This is a genomic window from Dactylosporangium sp. CA-233914, from assembly GCF_050942935.1.
GTDB lineage: Bacteria > Actinomycetota > Actinomycetes > Mycobacteriales > Micromonosporaceae > Dactylosporangium.
This window is the reverse complement of the sequence record NZ_CP192030.1, coordinates 1,578,921-1,595,650: the sequence shown is the minus strand read 5'-3', so window position 1 is coordinate 1,595,650 and position 16,730 is coordinate 1,578,921. Positions and strand designations below refer to the sequence as shown.

Here is a 16,730-nt window from a genome sequence, read left to right as displayed (position 1 = left end):
AACAAGAACGGTACGGTCGCGGGCCACCCGCCGAATCCCGGAAACGTGCCATGGGCCCACGGCCGCCGCAGCGCCTCCGCACGGCACGGCCACGGACCGCGGGGGCACGAATGCTGGGCGGAGCGTGCATCGGGATGAAAGACTTCGTGGCCGTGGACAGCGATACTTTCTGGTCGATCATCGACGGGGCCCGGTCCGCCGCCGGGGAGCGCGTCTCGCCGGGCTTCGCCGAGCGCTTCACCGCCGCGCTGCGCATGCGGCTGGCCACCCTCGACAAGAGCGAGCTGCTGGACTTCGACGCCCACCGCACGCGGCTGCAGGCCCGCGCCAACTCCTCCGCCATGTGGGCCACGGGCCGCGTGGTCGCCCGCTACGCCGACGCGTTCGTGGACGGCCTGATCGCCCGGGGCCGCGAGCCGTACGAGCGCGCGGTCGCCGACCCGGACTCCCTGGCCGACGACCCCGTGATCCGGGCCGTGGCGGCGGGCGAGATCCCGGCGCACGAGCTCGCCCCGCGCGAGGTGGAGGACCTGGCCGAGGAGCTCTACGGCGAGACGGACGACTACCCGATGCTGCTGCGGGCCCGCACGGGGCAGGTGGCCCCGCTGCTCGAGGACGACTGGGACGACGACAGCGACGAGGAAGTGCGCAAGCACCTGCCTCGCATCGCGGCCCTGTTCCTGCGGTAGGCCGGGCGCTCATCGCGATGAGTCGGGCGCTCCGCGCCACGACGTATCAGATATTTCGTATATGCCGGTTTCCGGTGGCGCGGCTGCTACGCCACCGCGCCGGCGTGTTTGCGATGGTAGGCCCGGACCAGGTCCTCGACCTCGGCGCGCCGGGCCAGGAACTCCGGAGTGCGCTTGGCGGCCAGGTCGCGGTCCTCGGGGAGCGTGACCCGCACGGCGTGTACTCACCGGCGACCGGTGGTTACTTTCGTTTTGCTCGACTATTGCGCGGGTGTAACCAGGCGATCGGTCACCTTGCGCGTCTGCTCCACCTCGTCGGCGAGCACCGTGGCGACGAGCCCGCCCCCGGCAAGCTCCATGACGGCCGCCGCTGACGTGGACGTTGACGCTGACGTGGACGTGGTAATCAACGTTGACGTTGTGATCAGTGTTGACAGGACGCGCGCGCCGCCCAGCAATGCCGGGCCGTTGACGTGGCTCGGGCCCACGGCTACGTCGCTGCGATACCAGGGACGTGAAGCTCGCCTGATCGACGTCGACAGTCGCAAGTCGCCCGACGGCTCGTCGTGGCGGCCGAAGACCGCCTCCTCGCGCCAGATCAACGTCGCGCCGGCCGCCAGGTCGACAACGGCGACGTTGTGGTGGCGGCAACGCGCGGCCGCCACGATCGGCTCGGGCAGGAAGGCCAGGAACGCGTCCTCGGCCACCACCGCGTGCATGGACAACACCGACTCGGCGCCCGAGCGGCCCGGCAGCGCGATGCTCGCGGCGACCGTGCGGACCCACAGCTTCGCGCCCGGGCCGACCTCGATCTCCAGCCTCAGCTCGTCGCCGCCCAGCGGGCCCGCCGCGCCACCGACCAGGTGGACCTCGCCGGGGCCGGTGCGGCGCGGGAGGAGGGGTGCCTCGCCCTTGAGCACCCGCAGTACTGTCCGATCACCCGCACGCTCCGCGACGATCCGCGCGGACGCCCTCATGCGACCGACGAGGCGACCAGGCCGCGGATCCACTCCTGCACCGGCTTGGCGGCGCGGTCCTCGACCAGCGACAGGAACACCGTCGGCAGGTCGCCCCGGCGGACGGCCGCGTCGCGCTGCATGACGGCGAGGTCGGCGCCGACCAGCGGGGCCAGGTCGGTCTTGTTGATGACGAGCAGGTCGGCGCTGGTGACGCCGGGGCCGCCCTTGCGGGGCACCTTGTCGCCGCCGGCCACGTCGACGACGAAGATCTGCCGGTCGACGAGGCCCTTGCTGAAGGTGGCGGTGAGGTTGTCACCGCCGCTCTCGACCAGGATCACGTCCAGCGGGCCGAGGCTCTCCTCCAGCTCCTCGATCGCATCGAGATTGGCCGAGATGTCGTCGCGGATCGCCGTGTGCGGGCAGCAGCCGGTCTCCACCGCGCGGATGCGCTCGGCCGGCAGCACCCCGTTGCGCAGCAGGAAGTCGGCGTCCTCGGTCGTGTAGATGTCGTTGGTCACGACCGCGACCCGCAGATCCTCGGACAGGCTGCGGCACAGCGCGGCGACCAGGGCGGTCTTGCCCGAGCCGACGGGGCCGCCGATGCCGATGCGCACGGCCCGCCGGCTCGCCGGGAGCGGCTCGTGCGGGTCGGCGTCCGGATGCGGGTGCGTGTGGGGAACCTCGTCCGGGCCGTGCTCGTGCCCGTGCTCGTCAGGATGCAAAGAGCCTTACCTCCCATGCGGCGTGGTCCTCGGCGGAGACGTCCAGCAGCGGCGCCGATGCCGCCGGCAGGTCCTCCACGGGGCCACGGGCGTGTGTCGCGGCCTCCCGCGCCACCTCGTCGCACTCGCCCGCGAGTTCGGCGAGGACGGCGTGTACCCGGTACGGATCGAGCCCGAGCAGGCGGACCGCCGCGCTCGCCGGGCCGGAGACGGCGTGGTACGCGGCCAGCAGCGCCGCCTCCTCGGGGCTGAGCCCGGCCGCGTGCGCGGCGACGCCCAGCGCGATCGGCTGTGAGACGCGCGCCTTCGCGGCCCGGGTCACGTGCTCGCCGGGCCAGACCACGAGCGCGGCCCGGCACAGCGAGCGGCCCTGCCGGCGCGCGGCCAGGCGCAGCGCCGGCGACGGGGTCCGCGCGTCCAGATCCTCCTCGAGCGCCTCCATCGCCTCCGGCCGGGCGCACGCGGCCGCCGCGAACGCCGCCCCGACCAGGCCCGCCGTGCGCAGCCGGCCGCGCAGGAACGCGCGCAGGCCGTCGAGGTCGCGCACGCGCCCGTGGGCCACCGCCGCCTCCAGGCCGCCGGAGTGCGCGTGCCCGCCCGCGGGGAACCGGCCGTCGGCCAGCATCAGCAGATCGGTGAAGGCTCTCATGTCAGAACAGGAAGTACCGCTGCGCCATTGGCAGTTCCTCGACCGGTTCCGGCTCGACGACCTCGCCGTCGATGCGCACGGTGAAGGTGTCCGGCTCGACCTCGATGCGCGGCTGGGCGTCGTTGCCCGGCATGTCGGCCTTGCCCGTCGAGCGCGTGTCGGCGACGGCGGCGAGGCGGCGCTGGAGCCCCAGCCGCTCGGCGAGCCCGTCGTCGAGCGCCGCCGGCGCGACGAACGCGAGGCTGGTGGCCGGGGCGGTGCGGCCGTAGGCGCCGAACATCGGCCGGGACAGGATCGGCTGCGGCGTCGGGATGGAGGCGTTCGCGTCGCCCATCGCGCCCCACGCGATCGCGCCGCCCTTGACCACCACGTGCGGGCGCACCCCGAAGAACGCGGGGTCCCACAGCACGAGGTCGGCGAGCTTGCCGACGGCGACCGAGCCGACCTCGTGGGCGATGCCGGAGGCGACGGCAGGGCAGATGGTGTACTTCGCGACGTACCGCTTCGCCCGCTCGTTGTCGGCGGGCCCGTCCCCCGCCAGCGCGCCCCGGCGCCGCTTCATCACGTGCGCGGTCTGCCACGTGCGCAGGACGACCTCGCCGACGCGCCCCATCGCCTGGGAGTCCGAGCCGATGATCGAGATCGCGCCGAGGTCGTGCAGCAGGTCCTCGGCCGCCATCGTCGAGGGCCGGATCCGGCTCTCCGCGAACGCCAGGTCCTCCGGGACGCTCGGGTTGAGGTGGTGGCAGACGATGAGCATGTCGAGGTGCTCGCTGAGGGTGTTGCGGGTGTACGGCCGGGTCGGGTTCGTCGACGACGGCAGCACGTTCGGGTGCGAGGCGACCGTGATGATGTCCGGGGCGTGCCCGCCGCCGGCGCCCTCGGTGTGATACGCGTGGATGCTGCGCCCGGCGATGGCCCGCAGGGTCTCCTCGACGAACCCGGCCTCGTTGAGCGTGTCCGTGTGGATGTTCACCTGCACGCCCGAGGCGTCGGCGACCCGCAGGCAGGCGTCGATCGCGGCCGGGGTGGTGCCCCAGTCCTCGTGCAGCTTGAAGCCCCCGGCCCCGGCGCGCAACTGCTCCCACATCGCCTCCTCGGAGACGGTGTTGCCCTTGCCGAGCAGCAGCACGTTGACCGGCCACGGGTCGAGCGCCTCGAGCATCCGGGCGAGGTGCCAGGCGCCCGGCGTGACCGTCGTCGCCTTGGAGCCCTCCGCGGGCCCGGTGCCGCCGCCGACGATCGTCGTGATGCCGCTGGCGAGCGCCTCCTCCAGGATCAGCGGGGCGATCAGGTGCACGTGGCAGTCGATCGCGCCGGCGGTGAGGATGCGGCCGTTGCCCGCGATGATCTCGGTCGACGGGCCGATGACCAGCGCGGGGTCGACGCCGTCCATGATGTCGGGGTTGCCGGCCCGGCCGATGCCGGCGATCCGCCCGTCGCGGATGCCGACGTCGGCCTTCACGATCCCCCAGTGGTCGAGGATGATCGCGCCGGTGACGACCGTGTCCGGGGTGCCCTCGGCGCGCGTCGCGCGGGACTGCCCCATCGACTCGCGGATCACCTTGCCGCCGCCGAAGACGGCCTCGTCGCCGCCGGCGCAGTGGTCGGCCTCGACCTGGATGAACAGGTCGGTGTCGGCCAGGCGCACGCGGTCGCCGGCGGTGGGGCCGTAGAGGTTGGCGTAGCGCCGCCGGTCGAGTTCACTCACAGTGCTCCCCCCGCCTTGCCGCGCAGGCCCGGCACGATCCGGTTTCCCGCCAGCGGGACCAGGACGACCTCGCGGGCCACGCCCGGCTCGAAGCGCACCGAGGTGCCGGCCGGCACGCCCAGCCGGTGGCCCCAGGCGGCCTCGCGGTCGAAGTCGAGCGCCGCGTTGGCCTCGGCGAAGTGGTAGTGGGACCCGACCTGCACCGGCCGGTCGCCCGTGTTGCGCACGGTCAGCGCCAGCTCCGGGCGCCCCTCGTTGATGATCACCGGCCCGTCGCCGGGGATCAGCTCGCCCGGGATCACGGGATCGGGTGGTGTACGGTCACGAGCTTGGTGCCGTCCGGGAACGTCGCCTCCACCTGCACCTCCACCAGCATCTCGGGGACGCCCTCCTGGACGTCGTCGCGGCCGAGCACGTGCCGCCCGGCCTCCATCAGGTCCACCACGGTCCGCCCGTCGCGCGCGCCCTCCAGCAGGAAGGCGGTGATGATCGCGACGGCCTCCGGGTAGTTGAGCTTCAGCCCGCGGTCCTTGCGGCGTTGGGCCACGTCGGCGGCGACGTGGATCAGCAGGCGCTCCTGCTCGTGGCGGGTCAGGAACAACGGTGACCTCCGTTGGGGCGGTGGTGGCCGGATGCTGCCATCCCGATGTTTCACCCCGATTACCGGCCGGCGCGGTCCGTTCGGATGAATTCCATCGGTACCGCCTGGGTAACACGACCAAAAGCGCTGCAACGGGCGCGTGTTAGGCTCGCGACGCCTCACTACCTGGAGAGTTGCGCATGAGCAATCACCGGTCCGTCGTCATCAACGGAGACCTCGGCAGCGGCAAGTCAACCGTCTCTGTCGAGCTCGCGAGCCGGCTCGGGCTGCGCCGCATCAGCGTCGGCGACATGTACCGGGAGATGGCCCAGCGCCGCGGCATGACCGCACTGCAGCTCAACCTCCACGCCGAGCTCGACGACGCGATCGACAGCGCCGTGGACAACCTGCAGTCCGAGATCGCCCAGTCCGGCGAGCAGCTGATCGTCGACAGCCGCCTGGCCTGGTTCTTCTTCCACGAGGCCTTCAAGGTCCACCTCATCACCGAGCCGAACGAGGCCGCCCGCCGCGTCCTGGCCCGCCCGCACTCCGAGGTGGAGAACTACGCGTCCCTCGAAGAGGCCAAGCGCAACCTGCACAGCCGCAGCGAGAGCGAGCGGATGCGGTTCCTGACGCGATACGGTGCGGACAAGTATCGTCTGCGCAACTACGACCTCGTGGCCGACAGCACCCGCGCCAACCCCGATCAGGTGGTCTCCGCCGTGCAGGCCGCCTTCGAGGGCCAGCTGGGCACCGACATCCTCCGCGAGCGCCCGCCGCTGCTCCTGCTCGACCCGATGCGCATCTACCCCACCCGCGAGATCGACTTCGCGGACGAGACGCTGGCCCAGGAGCTCGCCGACGCCAAGCCCGGGGACCTCGAGCCCCTGACGATCGGGCACAGCGGTCCGGACTACTACGTGATCGACGGCCACCGCCGCCTGAGCGCCGCGGTCCAGAACGGCCTCCACCTCGTGCCGGGCAGCCTGCTGGCCGAGTCCGAGGAGCTGGTGACCAACCGCCTGAGCGCGAACGACTACTTCCGCGCGCACGTCACCCGGTCGGTCATCGAGGCCTGGGAGCGGGTGCACGGGATCGAGCTGCCGGTGCCGGCGCACAACCCGCCCGAGGTCCACGCCGGCCAGCAGCAGTAAATCCGGGTGCGGCTGCGCGAGCACATCCTGCACGGCGAGGTTGCGTGCCCGGCAGCGGCGAGGATGCCGGTAAGCATCCGCGGCAGTAGCCGGCGCTCTCGCCGGACAAGTCACGGCGCGCAGCGCCCGACTTGTCCGTCCGCTCCACTACTGCGCGGCGGACTCGAGCCCGTTGACCCTGACGACCACCGACTCCGCGGCCGCCACGGCCTCGGCCGCGACCAGGACCTCGATCGCGGCCAGCGGCTCCGCGGCCGCCAGGGTCTCCATCGCCGAACGGCGGCGGCAGACCCGGGCGGGGCGGCGCTCCGGCTCGGCGGTGACCCGCTTGCCGAGCTTGCCCATCAGGCCGAGCAGCGGGGCGCCCGCCACGAAGAGCAGGGCCGCCGCCGCGACCAGCAGCAGCGGCAGCCACGACGAGTCGGTCATGGCCGCGCCGCCGAAGTGGCCGAGCAGCGCGCCGTAGGTCGCCCAGAGCATCGCGGCGACCACGTCGTAGGTGGCGAACCGGCGGGTCGAGACGCCGTTGCGGCCGGCGTAGACGGCGGTGATCATGCGGCCCGCGGGCACGAAGCGGCAGAAGAGCACGGCCAGGAAGATGTGGCGGCGCATGGCCTCGTTGAGGCTGGCGGTGACCTTGGCGGCGCGGCGAGGCAGGGCGCGGCCCGCGCGCTCGGCGCCGCGGCGGGCCAGGCGGCGGCCGACCAGGAACGCGAGGAGGTCGCCGGCGACGACGCCCGCGGCGCCGAAGAGGACGAGCAGGAGCAGCTGCACGTGACCGGAGGCGGACAGGATGCCGCCGCCGATCATGAGGGCCTGGGCGGGGACGACCGGGACGAAGGCGTCGACGGTGAGCAGGACGAGGACCGCGGCGTAGAGGACGCCCGGTGTGGACACGAGGTCCAGCACCGCGCTCACCATCTCGGACTCGCCATGGCCCGCCCCTTACCCCGTCACGAAACGGCCGAACATATCCCCGTTGACCATGGCAACACGGCTGCACCGAAGCGCATGCCCAACTGAAGACGATTGTGTCCCGCATCTCCTTTGAAATGCCTGAGAACACGCATACCCGCAGGTGGGATGCGGGGGTGAAACTCAGCCGACGGTCTCGTGGACGTAGCACCAGCGCCAGAACTCACCCGGCTCGATCGACTGCATCACCGGATGATGATGCACCAGGTAGTGCTGGGTGGCGTGGCGGCGCGGCGAGGAGTCGCAGCAGGCCACATGGCCGCAGGCCAGGCACTGGCGCAGGTGCACCCAGCCGGTGAACCCACCCTCCAGGCACTCCGGGCAGCCTTCGGCGACGGGCGGGTCCAGCTTCTCGGCCGCCTCGAGGTGTACGCAGGTCACAGATTCTCCCGCTCCAGCAGTGACTCTTCCAGGTCCATGTCCCGCTGCGCCTGGCGCAGCGTCTCTTCCGGAATTCTCCCGCTGTCGCGGGCCTTGCGGAAAACTTCCCGCTCGGCGTTGAGCATCTCGCGCCGCAGCCGGGCGTAGGCGGCGGACGGCGTCTCCCGGTCGGAGCGGCCCAGCCGCTCCCACGCCAGGTTGGAGCGGCTCAGCGCCACCTGGCGCAGTCGCTCGACCACGCCGTCGGGCGCGTCGTCGGCGACCTCCTCCAGGCGGGCCTTGCCGGCCCGGGACGCCTCGTGCTGCACCGATGCCTCGGCGAGCGCGTCCTGCTTCTCGTCGTCGCCGGGGACCTTCAGCCACCGGGCGACGGTGGGCAGGGTGGCTCCCTGTAGTACCAGTGTGGCCACAATGACGCCGAAGGCCAGAATGACGAAGAGCCCCCGCGGGTACGCCATCCCGTCGGCGAGCGTCGCCGGCAGCGAGAGCGCGGCCGCCAGGGTGACCGCGCCGCGCATGCCGGCCCAGGAGATGACGGCCGGGGCGGCGAGCGCGGGGGCCGGGTCGCGGCGGCGCACGCGCGGGATGAGCCGGGCGAGGTACGTCGTGGGGAACAGCCACACGATCCGCGCCACGATCACCACGCCGACCACGGCGGCCAGCGCGCCCATCGTGAAGCCGAACGAGCGCTCCACGTCGGCGACCAGCGCGCGCAGCTGCAGGCCGACGAGGAGGAACACGGCCCCCTCGAGCAGGAACTTCACCATCCGCCAGAAGGCGTCCATCTGCAGCCGGGAGGCGGCCGACATCAGCGTCGGCATCCGGTGCCCCAGCGACAGGCCGCAGACCACGACCGCGACGACGCCGGAGGCGTGCACCCGTTCGGCCGGCAGGAACACGACCCACGGCGTGAGCAGCGAGATCGCGTTGTCGATGAGCGGGTTGGTGACCCGCTTGTGCACGAAACCCACGAGGAGCCCGCCGGCCACGCCGAACGCCACGCCGCCGACGACCGCGATCGAGGCCTGCTCGGTGATCGACCAGGCGTCGACCGCCTCGCCGACCGCGGCGGCGACCGCCACCCGCAGCGTGACCAGGGCGCTCGCGTCGTTGATGAGGCTCTCGCCCTCCAGGACGGTGACCACGCGCCGCGGCAGGCCGATGCGCCGGGCGACCGCCGTGGCCGCGACCGCGTCCGGCGGGGCGACGATCGCGCCGAGGGCGAAGCAGGCGGCCAGCGGTACGGCTGGAAGCAGCATGTGCAGCGTGAACCCCACGGCGGCGGTTGTGAACAGCACCAGCCCGATGGCGAGCAGCAGGATCGGGCGGATGTTGAACCTGAACGCGGGCACCGAGGTCTCCAGCGCCGCGACGTAGAGGATCGGCGGCAGGATGCCGAGCAGGACGACCTCGGGGTCGAGCTCGACCTCCAGCAGCCCCGGGATGAACGAGATGCCGATGCCGACCACGACCAGCAGGATCGGCGACAGCACCCCGATGCGGCGGGCGACCACCGAGGTGGCGACCACGACCGCGATCAGTCCGACGATGTTCTCCAGCCCGTGCACGCGCGAAAGCTTATCCACGGCACGGATCGACTGTATTACAAGTGACGCGGGGCACTCCGCCGGCGCGGCGCGGGCGGGTCCGGGCTTGAGAGACTTCTCCACGCCATGCACCAAGCCGTGACGTAGGGGAGGATCGTCCACATGTGTGCCGCGCGGCAAATAGCTGGAACCGTCGGTTGGGTGTGAGCATGGCCGACGTCAGCACGACTGTGGATCTTCGCAACCGGCGGATCGGACCGTTCGCCGGCGAGCGGATCCGCGTGCTGCTGGTCGAGGACGACCCGGGGGACGCGTTCCTGGTCCGCGAGCTGCTCGCGGAGGCCCGCGCTCCCTTCGACGTGCAGATCGCGCAGACCATGCGCGAGGCCCGGCCCCGCTTCCGCGACGTGCACTGCGTCCTGCTCGACCTGGGGCTGCCCGACGCCAGCGGCCTGGACGGGCTGCGCCAGGTGCTGCAGCACTCGGGGGGTGCCGCGGTCTGCGTGCTCACCGGCCTGGAGGACGAGCACCTCGGCACTGCCGCCGTCGCCGAGGGCGCGCAGGACTACCTGGTCAAGGGCACGGTCGACGGGGCCGGGCTGGCCCGGGCGGTGCGCTACGCCGTCGAGCGCAAGCGCGCCGACGAGCAGGCCCGGCTGCTGCGCGAGTCCGAGCTGCGCCAGGCCGAGTCGGCCCGCCTGGAGCGCGGCCTGCTGCCGCAGCCGCTGATGCACAACGTGCCGGCGGTGCTGAACAGCATCTATCGCCCCGGCCGCGACCGCGCCCTGCTCGGCGGCGACTTCTTCGACGCGATCGGCGTCGACGGCGGCACCCGCCTGCACCTGCTCATCGGCGATGTCTGCGGCCACGGCGTCGACGAGGCGCCGCTCGGGGTCGCGCTGCGGGTCGCCTGGCGGGCGCTGGTGCTGGCCGGCGTGCCCGAGGAGCAGATCCTCGACTCGCTGGAGCAGGTGCTGGTCGCCGAGCGGCGCACCGACGAGCTGTTCGCGACGGTGGCCGTGGTCACCGTCGACCTGCTGGCCCGCACCGCCCGCATCCGCCTCGCCGGCCACCCGCCGCCGATCCTGATCGCCGGCAACCGCGCGATGCCGTGCGACGCCAAGCCGGGCCTGGTCCTGGGCGTGATCCCGGGGATGCCGCGCCCGGCGGCCGAGGTGCCGCTGGGCCCGGCCGAGGAGTGGTCCCTGCTGCTCTACACCGACGGCCTGATCGAGGGCGCCGCCAGCCCCGACGCCTCGCCGGGCGACCGCCTCGGCGTCGACGGGCTGTGCCGGGTCCTGGAGAGCCCGCTGCGCGCCGAGCCCCGCGACCTGCCCGGCTGGCTGGCGCAGAAGGCCGAGGCCCACAACGGCGGCCCGGTGCCCGATGACATCGCCGTGCTCGTGCTGACCCCATCACCGAGCGACCCGAGGCCCTCATGACTCCTTCGTCCTGGTCGCTGTGGCGGCGCATCGCCGCGCTGTGCGCCGTCGTCGCCGGCCTGCTCGGCGTGGTCGCGGTCAGCGCCACGGTGACCGCGGCGGCCAATCGCTCCGACACGACCCTGGTGATGGACCGGATCACGCCCGCCCTGGTCAATGCCGAGCGGCTGTACTCCCAGCTGCTGCGCCAGCAGTCCAGCGTCCGCACGTTCCTGCTCACCGGCAAGGACTCCGACCTGGACAGCTACCGTGACGCCCAGGCCCAGGAGGCCGCGATCCTGGGCGAAACGGAGCGCCTGCTCACCGACGAGCCCCGCCTGGAGGCTGCGGTGCGCGACATCGCGGCGGCGACCGCGCGATACCGTAGCGAGATAACCGAGCCCCTGATCAGCCAGGCCCGGGCGAACGGCGTGAACCCCGACACCGCCGCGCCGACCGACCAATCGCGGGCCGTCTACAACGAGGCCTCCGGCCGCATCGCCGCGCTGTCACAGGCCCTCATCACCCGCCGGGACGAGGTCGCCGCCCAGGTCCGCGCGACCGGCAACGTGCTCATCCTGCTGCTCGTCCTCGCCGCTGTCGTGGTCGTGGTCGCCGGTGTCACGCTCGCGTACCTGCTGCGCCGCCTGATCACGCGCCCGGTCACCGACCTGGCCGGCGAGGTGCGGCGGGTGGCCGGGGGCGACTACGAGTACGAGATCACCAGCTCCGGTCCCCCGGAGCTCACGGCCCTGGCCGGTGACGTCGACACCATGCGGCGGCGGATCAACGCCGACCTCACCGACGTGCAGGAGGCCCGGCGCTTGGTCGAGGAGGCCAACCGCATGCTGGAGCAGCAGGCGGCCGAGCTCACCCGGTCCAACCGGGACCTGGAGCAGTTCGCCTACGTCGCCAGTCACGACCTGCAGGAGCCGCTGCGCAAGGTGGCGAGCTTCTGCCAGCTACTGCAGCGTCGGTACTCCGGGCAGCTCGACGAGCGCGCGGACCAGTACATCGGCTTCGCCGTCGACGGCGCGCAGCGCATGCAGCGGCTCATCAACGACCTGCTGGCCTTCTCCCGCATCGGCCGCCTGACCTCGGGCTTCACCGAGGTGGACCTCAACAAGGTGGTCCAGGACGCCGCGGCGCAGTTCGACGCCCAGCGCGAGGCCACCGACGCCGAGATCATCTTCACCGGCCTGCCCAGCGTGCGCGGCGAGGAGCCCCTGCTCGGAGCCCTGTTCAGCAACCTCATCGGCAACGCGATCAAGTTCCGCCGCCCCGACGTGCCGCCGCGGATCGTCATCGACAGCCAGGCCGGCGAGGGCGAGTACGAGATCAGCGTCGAGGACAACGGCATCGGCATCGAGCCCGAGTTCGCCGACAAGGTCTTCGTGATCTTCCAGCGCCTCCACGCCAAGGAGACGTATCCCGGCACCGGCATCGGCCTGGCCATCGCCAAGAAGATCGTCGAATACCATGGCGGCCGGATCTGGATCGACCCCGATCACCGCGAGGGTACGCTGTTGCGATTCACGCTGCCGATCCCCGCGCCCGCTGAGGAGTCCGCCCCATGACCGCGCCCGTGGAAGCATCCCTGCCGATCGAGGTGCTGCTCGTCGAGGACGACCCGGGCGACGTGCTCATGACGCAGGAGGCGTTCGAGGAGCACAAGGTCCGCAACAAGCTCAACGTGGTGCAGGACGGGGAGGAGGCGCTGGCGTACCTGCGCCGCGAGGGCCGCTTCGCTGACGCGACCCGTCCCGACCTCGTCCTCCTGGACCTCAACCTGCCGCGCGTGGACGGCCGCGAGGTCCTGCAGGTCATCAAGGAGGACCAGGACCTGCGCCGCATCCCGGTCGTGGTGCTGACCACCTCCCAGGCGGACGAGGACATTCTGCGAAGCTACTCACTGCACGCCAATGCGTACGTCACGAAGCCCGTCGACTTCGACAGTTTCATCGCCGTGGTGCGCCAGATCGACGAGTTCTTCGTCAGCGTCGTGAAGCTTCCGCCGCGCAGCTGAGCCGCCTTTTGAACAACGGCCCGCCGATTTCGTATCGTCCGTCCACACCCACGGTGGCGCGGCATCCTGCTCCTCTCGGGCCTCGGCTCTCCGCGCTACCGCGTGGGTATTCGGATAAATCCGGACACGACCCAGCATCCGGATTTATCCGATTTGCCGGTCATGTCCGCATGCGCCTACGCGGACAGCTGCGACACCTTCGACAGCAGCAGCGTCTCGGCGATGCAGACCCGCTCGAACTCGGCGAGGTGCAGGCTCTCGTTCGGCCCGTGCGCGGTCGTGTCCGGGTCCTCGACCCCGGTCACGAGGATCGCGGCCTTCGGGAACAGCTCCTGGAACGTCGCGATGAACGGAATCGACCCGCCGATCCCCATGTCCACCGGCTGAGCCCCGTCCCAGGCGGCCGTGAACGCCTGGCGCGCCGCGTCGTACGCGGGCCCCGTGGCATCGATCACGCACGGCTCCCCGAGCTGCTCGAGCTCGACGCTGACCTGCACCCCCCACGGCGCGTGCCGGCGAAGATGCTCGGTGACCGCCTCGTACACCCGCTGCGCCGAGTCCCCCGGCGCGATCCGCACGCTGAACTTCGCCTTCGCCCGGGGAATGAGCGCGTTCGGCGCCCCGGAGGTCGGCGGCGCGTCGATGCCGAGAATCGAGATCGCGGGCCTGGTCCAGAGCCGCTCGACGAGCCGCCCGGTCCCGATGAGCTCGACCCCGTCGAGCAGCCCCGCCTCCTCCCGGAAGCGCTTCTCCGGATAATCGAGCGGAGCGGAGGCCGTGCGGACCAGCCCCTCGACGGCCACGTCACCGTTGTCGTCATGCAGGCTGGCGATGAGCCGCGACAGCGAGATCAGCGCATCGGGCACCGCCCCGCCGAACATGCCGCTGTGCACCGCGTTCTCGAGCACCCGAACCTCGACGAACCCGTTGACGATCCCGCGCAGCCCGGTCGTCAGCGCCGGCTGCCCGATGTCCCAGTTCCCGGAGTCCGCGATGACGATGACGTCGGCGGCCAGATCGTCCCGGTACTCCCGCAGCAGGTCCTCGAGCGACTCCGACCCGAACTCCTCCTCGCCCTCGATGAACACGACGACCCCGACGGGCAACTCGTCCCCGAACACCCGCAGCGCCGCGACGTGCGCCATGACCCCGGCTTTGTCGTCGGCCACCCCGCGCCCGTACAGCCGCCCGTCCCGCTCCACCGGCTCGAACGGGTCGCTGTTCCACTGCCCCAGATCCCCGACCGGCTGCACATCATGGTGCGCGTAGAGCAACACCGTCGGCGCCCCGGCCGGCGCCGGCTTCCGCCCGATGACGGCAGGCTGCCCACCCTTACGCACGATCCGCACGTCGGGCAGCCCCACCCCACGCAGCAGCTCCGCCACCGCCTCGGCCGACCGCTCCACGTGACTGTCATCGAACCCGTCGAACGCAATACCCGGAATCCGGACAAGCCGCTCCAGATCGGCCCGCACGCCTGGCATCTCCCGCCGGATCGCGGCACGCAGCTCTTCCTCGGTTCGCACTGTCATACGCAGAACTTACTGCGCACCCTCCCGAACGCACGCAAGCCGCCCCATTTCCCGACCGTCCCGCAACCCTCCCAACTCCCACCGCTGCAGTCCCCACCACCGCACCCCTGCCCGCACCCCCGCGCACCTCTTGCCCGCACCCCCGCGCACCTCTTGCCCGCACCCCCGCGCACCTCTTGCCCGCACCGCCCTGCCCGCACCCCGTTGCCCGCACCCCCTGCCCGCACCGCCTTGCCCGCACCCCCGCCGCAGCGGCTGCGGGCGCACCACCGCCCGCACCGCTGCAGCCACGTGGCCCGTCGCCGACCAGCCGGGACAGCCGGCGGCGACACGCGCCTTCCACGTGACGCCGCCTGCCCCGTCGACCTCCGGCGGGCCACGCTCTTCCCACCGCGCCTTTCGCGGCTGCGCTCTCCTCCGCCCTGCCTTCTACCGCCCCGCCCAACTACACCGTGCTCTTCTCGGGCAGGCCGTGCCCCGCCGCGCTCTCCTCCGCCGCGGTTTCGCGGCCTCCCCGGATTCCGGTGGGCCGCTCTCGCCTACGGCTCCGCCGTGCGCCCGTCCCCTCCATCAGTCCCGTTGCCACGCATCCAGCCGCGCATCCGGCCCGCGCCCGCGCCGACCCAGCCCCCGACGTCCGCCGCGCCGTCGCCGAGCTTCCGCAGCAGCGACACGAGCGGATCCTGCGACCGGTTGAACGCCTCGCGATACGAGGCCGCTGCCGCCTTGATCTCCTCGCTCACCGACGCGTTGCCGTCGTCTTCGCGCCGCGGGTAGTCGCCGGCCAGAATCCGCTGATACTCCCCGCTCTCGATCCACGCCCGCACCTCCGCCGCCCGGGCCACCGGCATCGGGTGCGACCGGGCGGTCACCATGCGGATCTTGATCAGGCTGTCGCGGAGGTCGCCGGCCCGGTCGAACTCGGCCGCCTGCTCCAGGAACGCCGTCGTGTCGACCTCCGACAGATCCCCGCCGCCGGCGAGCTTCATCGCGAGCCGCAGCGAAGCGGCCGGGTCCTGGCAGGCGAGCAGCCCGGCCCGGTCGGCCGACAGCTCCGCCTTGCGCCACCACTCCATGAGCGCCGCGACGATCGCCCGCAAGACCATCGACCCGACGGGCAGCCACGCCAGCCGCACGGCCCAGTCCGTGAGGATCATGACCATCGTCCGATACACCGCATGCCCGCTGATCAGGTGCCCAAGCTCATGCCCGAGCATGCAGCGCAGCTCGTCGTCGTCGAGCAGCTCGACCGAGCCCGAGTTGACCACGATGAACGGCTTGGACATCCCGATGCACATGCCGTTGATGGATCGGTCCTGCTGAACGAACAGCTCGGGCAGCTCGGCGACGTCCAGCGACGCCGCCGCCTCGGCGAGCAGCCGGTGGACCCGCGGATACTGCCGGTGGTCGACCCGGATCGCGTTGCCGAGGAACTGCAGCCGCCACGCCCGCTCGTTCCACAGCGCGTGCAGCGACTTGAGCACGTCGTCGAACCCACGCAGCTCGCGCAGCGCCACCAGGGCGCCCCGGTCGGCCGGATGCTCCCAGGCCCGGGAGCTGATCCCGGTCAGCACCACCCGCCGTCGCGCTGGAGGATTTCCGATCTGCGCCTCGTCAGTGCTCATCCGCTCCGCTCCTCCCAACAGCCCTGCTCTCCGGATCGTCCTCCAGTGTTGCGCGGGCCGTCCACCCGCCCGCGCGGATGATGTACTCAACTTCCGGATCGTGCGTCTCTTCCGACGCCCCGTCCACCAGCACATCCACGGCCCGCTCCGGCTGGTCCTCGGCGAAATGCCCGTCCTCCGCGACCATCCACCGCTCCCACTCCGCCCGCAGCGCCTCGCCGTCGCGCTCCAGACCTCGCCGCAGCCGCAGCTCACGCGGCGCCCCGACGAGCACACTGAGCGTGAGGTCCGCCCGCATCCCCGCGGACGCGCTGCCGACCCCCTCGACGATCAGCACGTCCGGCGGCTCGACCGGCGTCCATTCGTCGACGAGTCGGCCCACCTCCCAGTCATATCTCCGATACGCCCCCGCCGCCCCCCGGCGCAACGGCTCGAACACCCACTCCCGCAGGCGCGGCTGCCAGACGAGCAGCTTCGACCATCCGTCGAGGAAGTCGTCGGTGTGCAGCACCGTTACCCGCCGGCTCTTCTCCAGCTCCCGGGCCAGCCGCCCCGCGAACGTCGTCTTCCCGCTCCCGGCCCGCCCGTCGACCGCGACGAGCCGAACCGCCCCCAGCCGCGCCGGCCGTCCCAGCACAACCTCGGCCAGCTCCGGATACGTCCCCTTCACCGCTCCCCCGTCCTGTTGCCGAGCATCCGAGTGCCGGCCGCCTCCCATCGTTGCCGCCCCGTTTCCGGACCTGCCTCGACCGCCGGCGA

The 16,730-nt window shown here is 72.1% G+C and carries 18 protein-coding genes; 5 read left to right on the top strand and 13 right to left on the bottom strand.

The window, feature by feature from the left end; translation table 11 throughout:
• Positions 1–134: 134 nt before the first annotated feature.
• Complete coding sequence (locus tag ACQPY0_RS07340) at positions 135–689, top strand: DUF4240 domain-containing protein (RefSeq protein WP_432986218.1); 555 nt, start codon at positions 135–137, stop codon at positions 687–689.
• An 86-nt stretch (positions 690–775) separates the two neighbouring features.
• On the opposite strand, the gene ACQPY0_RS07335 is transcribed toward ACQPY0_RS07340, so the two are convergent.
• Genes ACQPY0_RS07335 through ACQPY0_RS07305 form a run of 7 tightly spaced genes read right to left on the bottom strand, consistent with a single transcriptional unit; the run spans position 776 to position 5,331 of the window.
• Positions 776–904, bottom strand: coding sequence for a hypothetical protein (locus ACQPY0_RS07335; RefSeq protein WP_432986216.1), 129 nt, complete (start codon positions 902–904; stop codon positions 776–778).
• A gap of 45 nt (positions 905–949) precedes the next feature.
• Entirely contained in the window at positions 950–1,666 is a 717-nt protein-coding gene (locus tag ACQPY0_RS07330; RefSeq protein WP_432986214.1) for an urease accessory protein UreD, read from the bottom strand.
• On the bottom strand, positions 1,663–2,370 hold the full coding sequence (gene ureG / locus ACQPY0_RS07325; protein ID WP_432986212.1) for an urease accessory protein UreG: 708 nt from the start codon (positions 2,368–2,370) through the stop codon (positions 1,663–1,665). Before ureG ends, ACQPY0_RS07330 begins: the two co-directional genes overlap by 4 nt.
• Positions 2,360–3,019, bottom strand: coding sequence for an urease accessory protein UreF (locus tag ACQPY0_RS07320; protein WP_432986210.1), 660 nt, complete (start codon positions 3,017–3,019; stop codon positions 2,360–2,362). Before ACQPY0_RS07320 ends, ureG begins: the two co-directional genes overlap by 11 nt.
• Position 3,020: 1 nt before the next feature.
• Positions 3,021–4,730 (bottom strand): urease subunit alpha, encoded by a 1,710-nt coding sequence (locus ACQPY0_RS07315; protein ID WP_432986208.1) that lies wholly within the window; start codon positions 4,728–4,730, stop codon positions 3,021–3,023.
• A complete protein-coding gene (locus ACQPY0_RS07310; RefSeq protein ID WP_432986206.1) occupies positions 4,727–5,032 on the bottom strand; it encodes an urease subunit beta in 306 nt (101 codons plus the stop codon). Before ACQPY0_RS07310 ends, ACQPY0_RS07315 begins: the two co-directional genes overlap by 4 nt.
• On the bottom strand, positions 5,029–5,331 hold the full coding sequence (locus ACQPY0_RS07305) for an urease subunit gamma (protein WP_259861685.1): 303 nt from the start codon (positions 5,329–5,331) through the stop codon (positions 5,029–5,031). Before ACQPY0_RS07305 ends, ACQPY0_RS07310 begins: the two co-directional genes overlap by 4 nt.
• Positions 5,332–5,510: 179 nt before the next feature.
• Between ACQPY0_RS07305 and ACQPY0_RS07300 the strand changes: the two genes are divergently transcribed.
• On the top strand, positions 5,511–6,464 hold the full coding sequence (locus ACQPY0_RS07300; protein ID WP_432986204.1) for an AAA family ATPase: 954 nt from the start codon (positions 5,511–5,513) through the stop codon (positions 6,462–6,464).
• Positions 6,465–6,611: 147 nt separating this feature from the next.
• On the opposite strand, the gene ACQPY0_RS07295 is transcribed toward ACQPY0_RS07300, so the two are convergent.
• From ACQPY0_RS07295 to ACQPY0_RS07285, 3 genes are all read right to left on the bottom strand, one after another.
• Positions 6,612–7,373: a DedA family protein gene (locus ACQPY0_RS07295; protein WP_432986202.1), complete on the bottom strand. Its 762-nt coding sequence runs from the start codon at positions 7,371–7,373 to the stop codon at positions 6,612–6,614.
• A 189-nt stretch (positions 7,374–7,562) separates the two neighbouring features.
• Positions 7,563–7,820, bottom strand: coding sequence for a UBP-type zinc finger domain-containing protein (locus tag ACQPY0_RS07290; RefSeq protein WP_432986200.1), 258 nt, complete (start codon positions 7,818–7,820; stop codon positions 7,563–7,565).
• The gene (locus ACQPY0_RS07285; RefSeq protein ID WP_432995054.1) at positions 7,817–9,388 is read right to left on the bottom strand and encodes a Na+/H+ antiporter; all 1,572 of its coding nucleotides are present in this window, start codon (positions 9,386–9,388) and stop codon (positions 7,817–7,819) included. The genes ACQPY0_RS07290 and ACQPY0_RS07285 overlap by 4 nt, the downstream gene beginning before the upstream one ends.
• Before the next feature lie 188 nt (positions 9,389–9,576).
• Between ACQPY0_RS07285 and ACQPY0_RS07280 the strand changes: the two genes are divergently transcribed.
• From ACQPY0_RS07280 to ACQPY0_RS07270, 3 genes are read left to right on the top strand one after another with little or no spacing between them, the layout of a single operon-like run.
• Positions 9,577–10,809 carry a PP2C family protein-serine/threonine phosphatase gene (locus ACQPY0_RS07280; protein ID WP_432986198.1) on the top strand — a complete coding sequence of 411 codons (1,233 nt, stop codon included), beginning with the start codon at positions 9,577–9,579 and terminating at the stop codon, positions 10,807–10,809.
• A complete protein-coding gene (locus ACQPY0_RS07275) occupies positions 10,806–12,365 on the top strand; it encodes a sensor histidine kinase (protein WP_432986196.1) in 1,560 nt (519 codons plus the stop codon). The genes ACQPY0_RS07280 and ACQPY0_RS07275 overlap by 4 nt, the downstream gene beginning before the upstream one ends.
• On the top strand, positions 12,362–12,814 hold the full coding sequence (locus ACQPY0_RS07270) for a response regulator (RefSeq protein WP_432986194.1): 453 nt from the start codon (positions 12,362–12,364) through the stop codon (positions 12,812–12,814). Before ACQPY0_RS07275 ends, ACQPY0_RS07270 begins: the two co-directional genes overlap by 4 nt.
• Positions 12,815–12,990: 176 nt before the next feature.
• Here ACQPY0_RS07270 and ACQPY0_RS07265 read toward each other — a convergent pair whose 3' ends face one another.
• From ACQPY0_RS07265 to ACQPY0_RS07255, 3 genes are all read right to left on the bottom strand, one after another.
• Positions 12,991–14,346, bottom strand: coding sequence for a dipeptidase (locus ACQPY0_RS07265; RefSeq protein ID WP_432986192.1), 1,356 nt, complete (start codon positions 14,344–14,346; stop codon positions 12,991–12,993).
• 539 nt (positions 14,347–14,885) lie between these two features.
• Positions 14,886–15,971, bottom strand: coding sequence for a M48 family metallopeptidase (locus ACQPY0_RS07260; RefSeq protein ID WP_432986190.1), 1,086 nt, complete (start codon positions 15,969–15,971; stop codon positions 14,886–14,888).
• Positions 15,961–16,641: a uridine kinase family protein gene (locus ACQPY0_RS07255; RefSeq protein ID WP_432986188.1), complete on the bottom strand. Its 681-nt coding sequence runs from the start codon at positions 16,639–16,641 to the stop codon at positions 15,961–15,963. Before ACQPY0_RS07255 ends, ACQPY0_RS07260 begins: the two co-directional genes overlap by 11 nt.
• Positions 16,642–16,730: the final 89 nt, after the last annotated feature.

Excerpts from the sequence above, each read along its gene's own strand:
- ACQPY0_RS07260 (WP_432986190.1), bottom strand. The coding sequence starts at position 15,971 with ATGAGCACTGACGAGGCGCAGATCGGAAATCCTCCAGCGCGACGGCGG.
- ACQPY0_RS07265 (WP_432986192.1), bottom strand. The coding sequence starts at position 14,346 with ATGACAGTGCGAACCGAGGAAGAGCTGCGTGCCGCGATCCGGCGGGAG.
- ACQPY0_RS07330 (WP_432986214.1), bottom strand. The coding sequence starts at position 1,666 with ATGAGGGCGTCCGCGCGGATCGTCGCGGAGCGTGCGGGTGATCGGACA.
- ACQPY0_RS07270 (WP_432986194.1), top strand. The coding sequence starts at position 12,362 with ATGACCGCGCCCGTGGAAGCATCCCTGCCGATCGAGGTGCTGCTCGTC.
- ACQPY0_RS07320 (WP_432986210.1), bottom strand. The coding sequence starts at position 3,019 with ATGAGAGCCTTCACCGATCTGCTGATGCTGGCCGACGGCCGGTTCCCC.
- ACQPY0_RS07300 (WP_432986204.1), top strand. The coding sequence starts at position 5,511 with ATGAGCAATCACCGGTCCGTCGTCATCAACGGAGACCTCGGCAGCGGC.
- ACQPY0_RS07280 (WP_432986198.1), top strand. The coding sequence starts at position 9,577 with ATGGCCGACGTCAGCACGACTGTGGATCTTCGCAACCGGCGGATCGGA.
- ACQPY0_RS07275 (WP_432986196.1), top strand. The coding sequence starts at position 10,806 with ATGACTCCTTCGTCCTGGTCGCTGTGGCGGCGCATCGCCGCGCTGTGC.
- ACQPY0_RS07340 (WP_432986218.1), top strand. The coding sequence starts at position 135 with ATGAAAGACTTCGTGGCCGTGGACAGCGATACTTTCTGGTCGATCATC.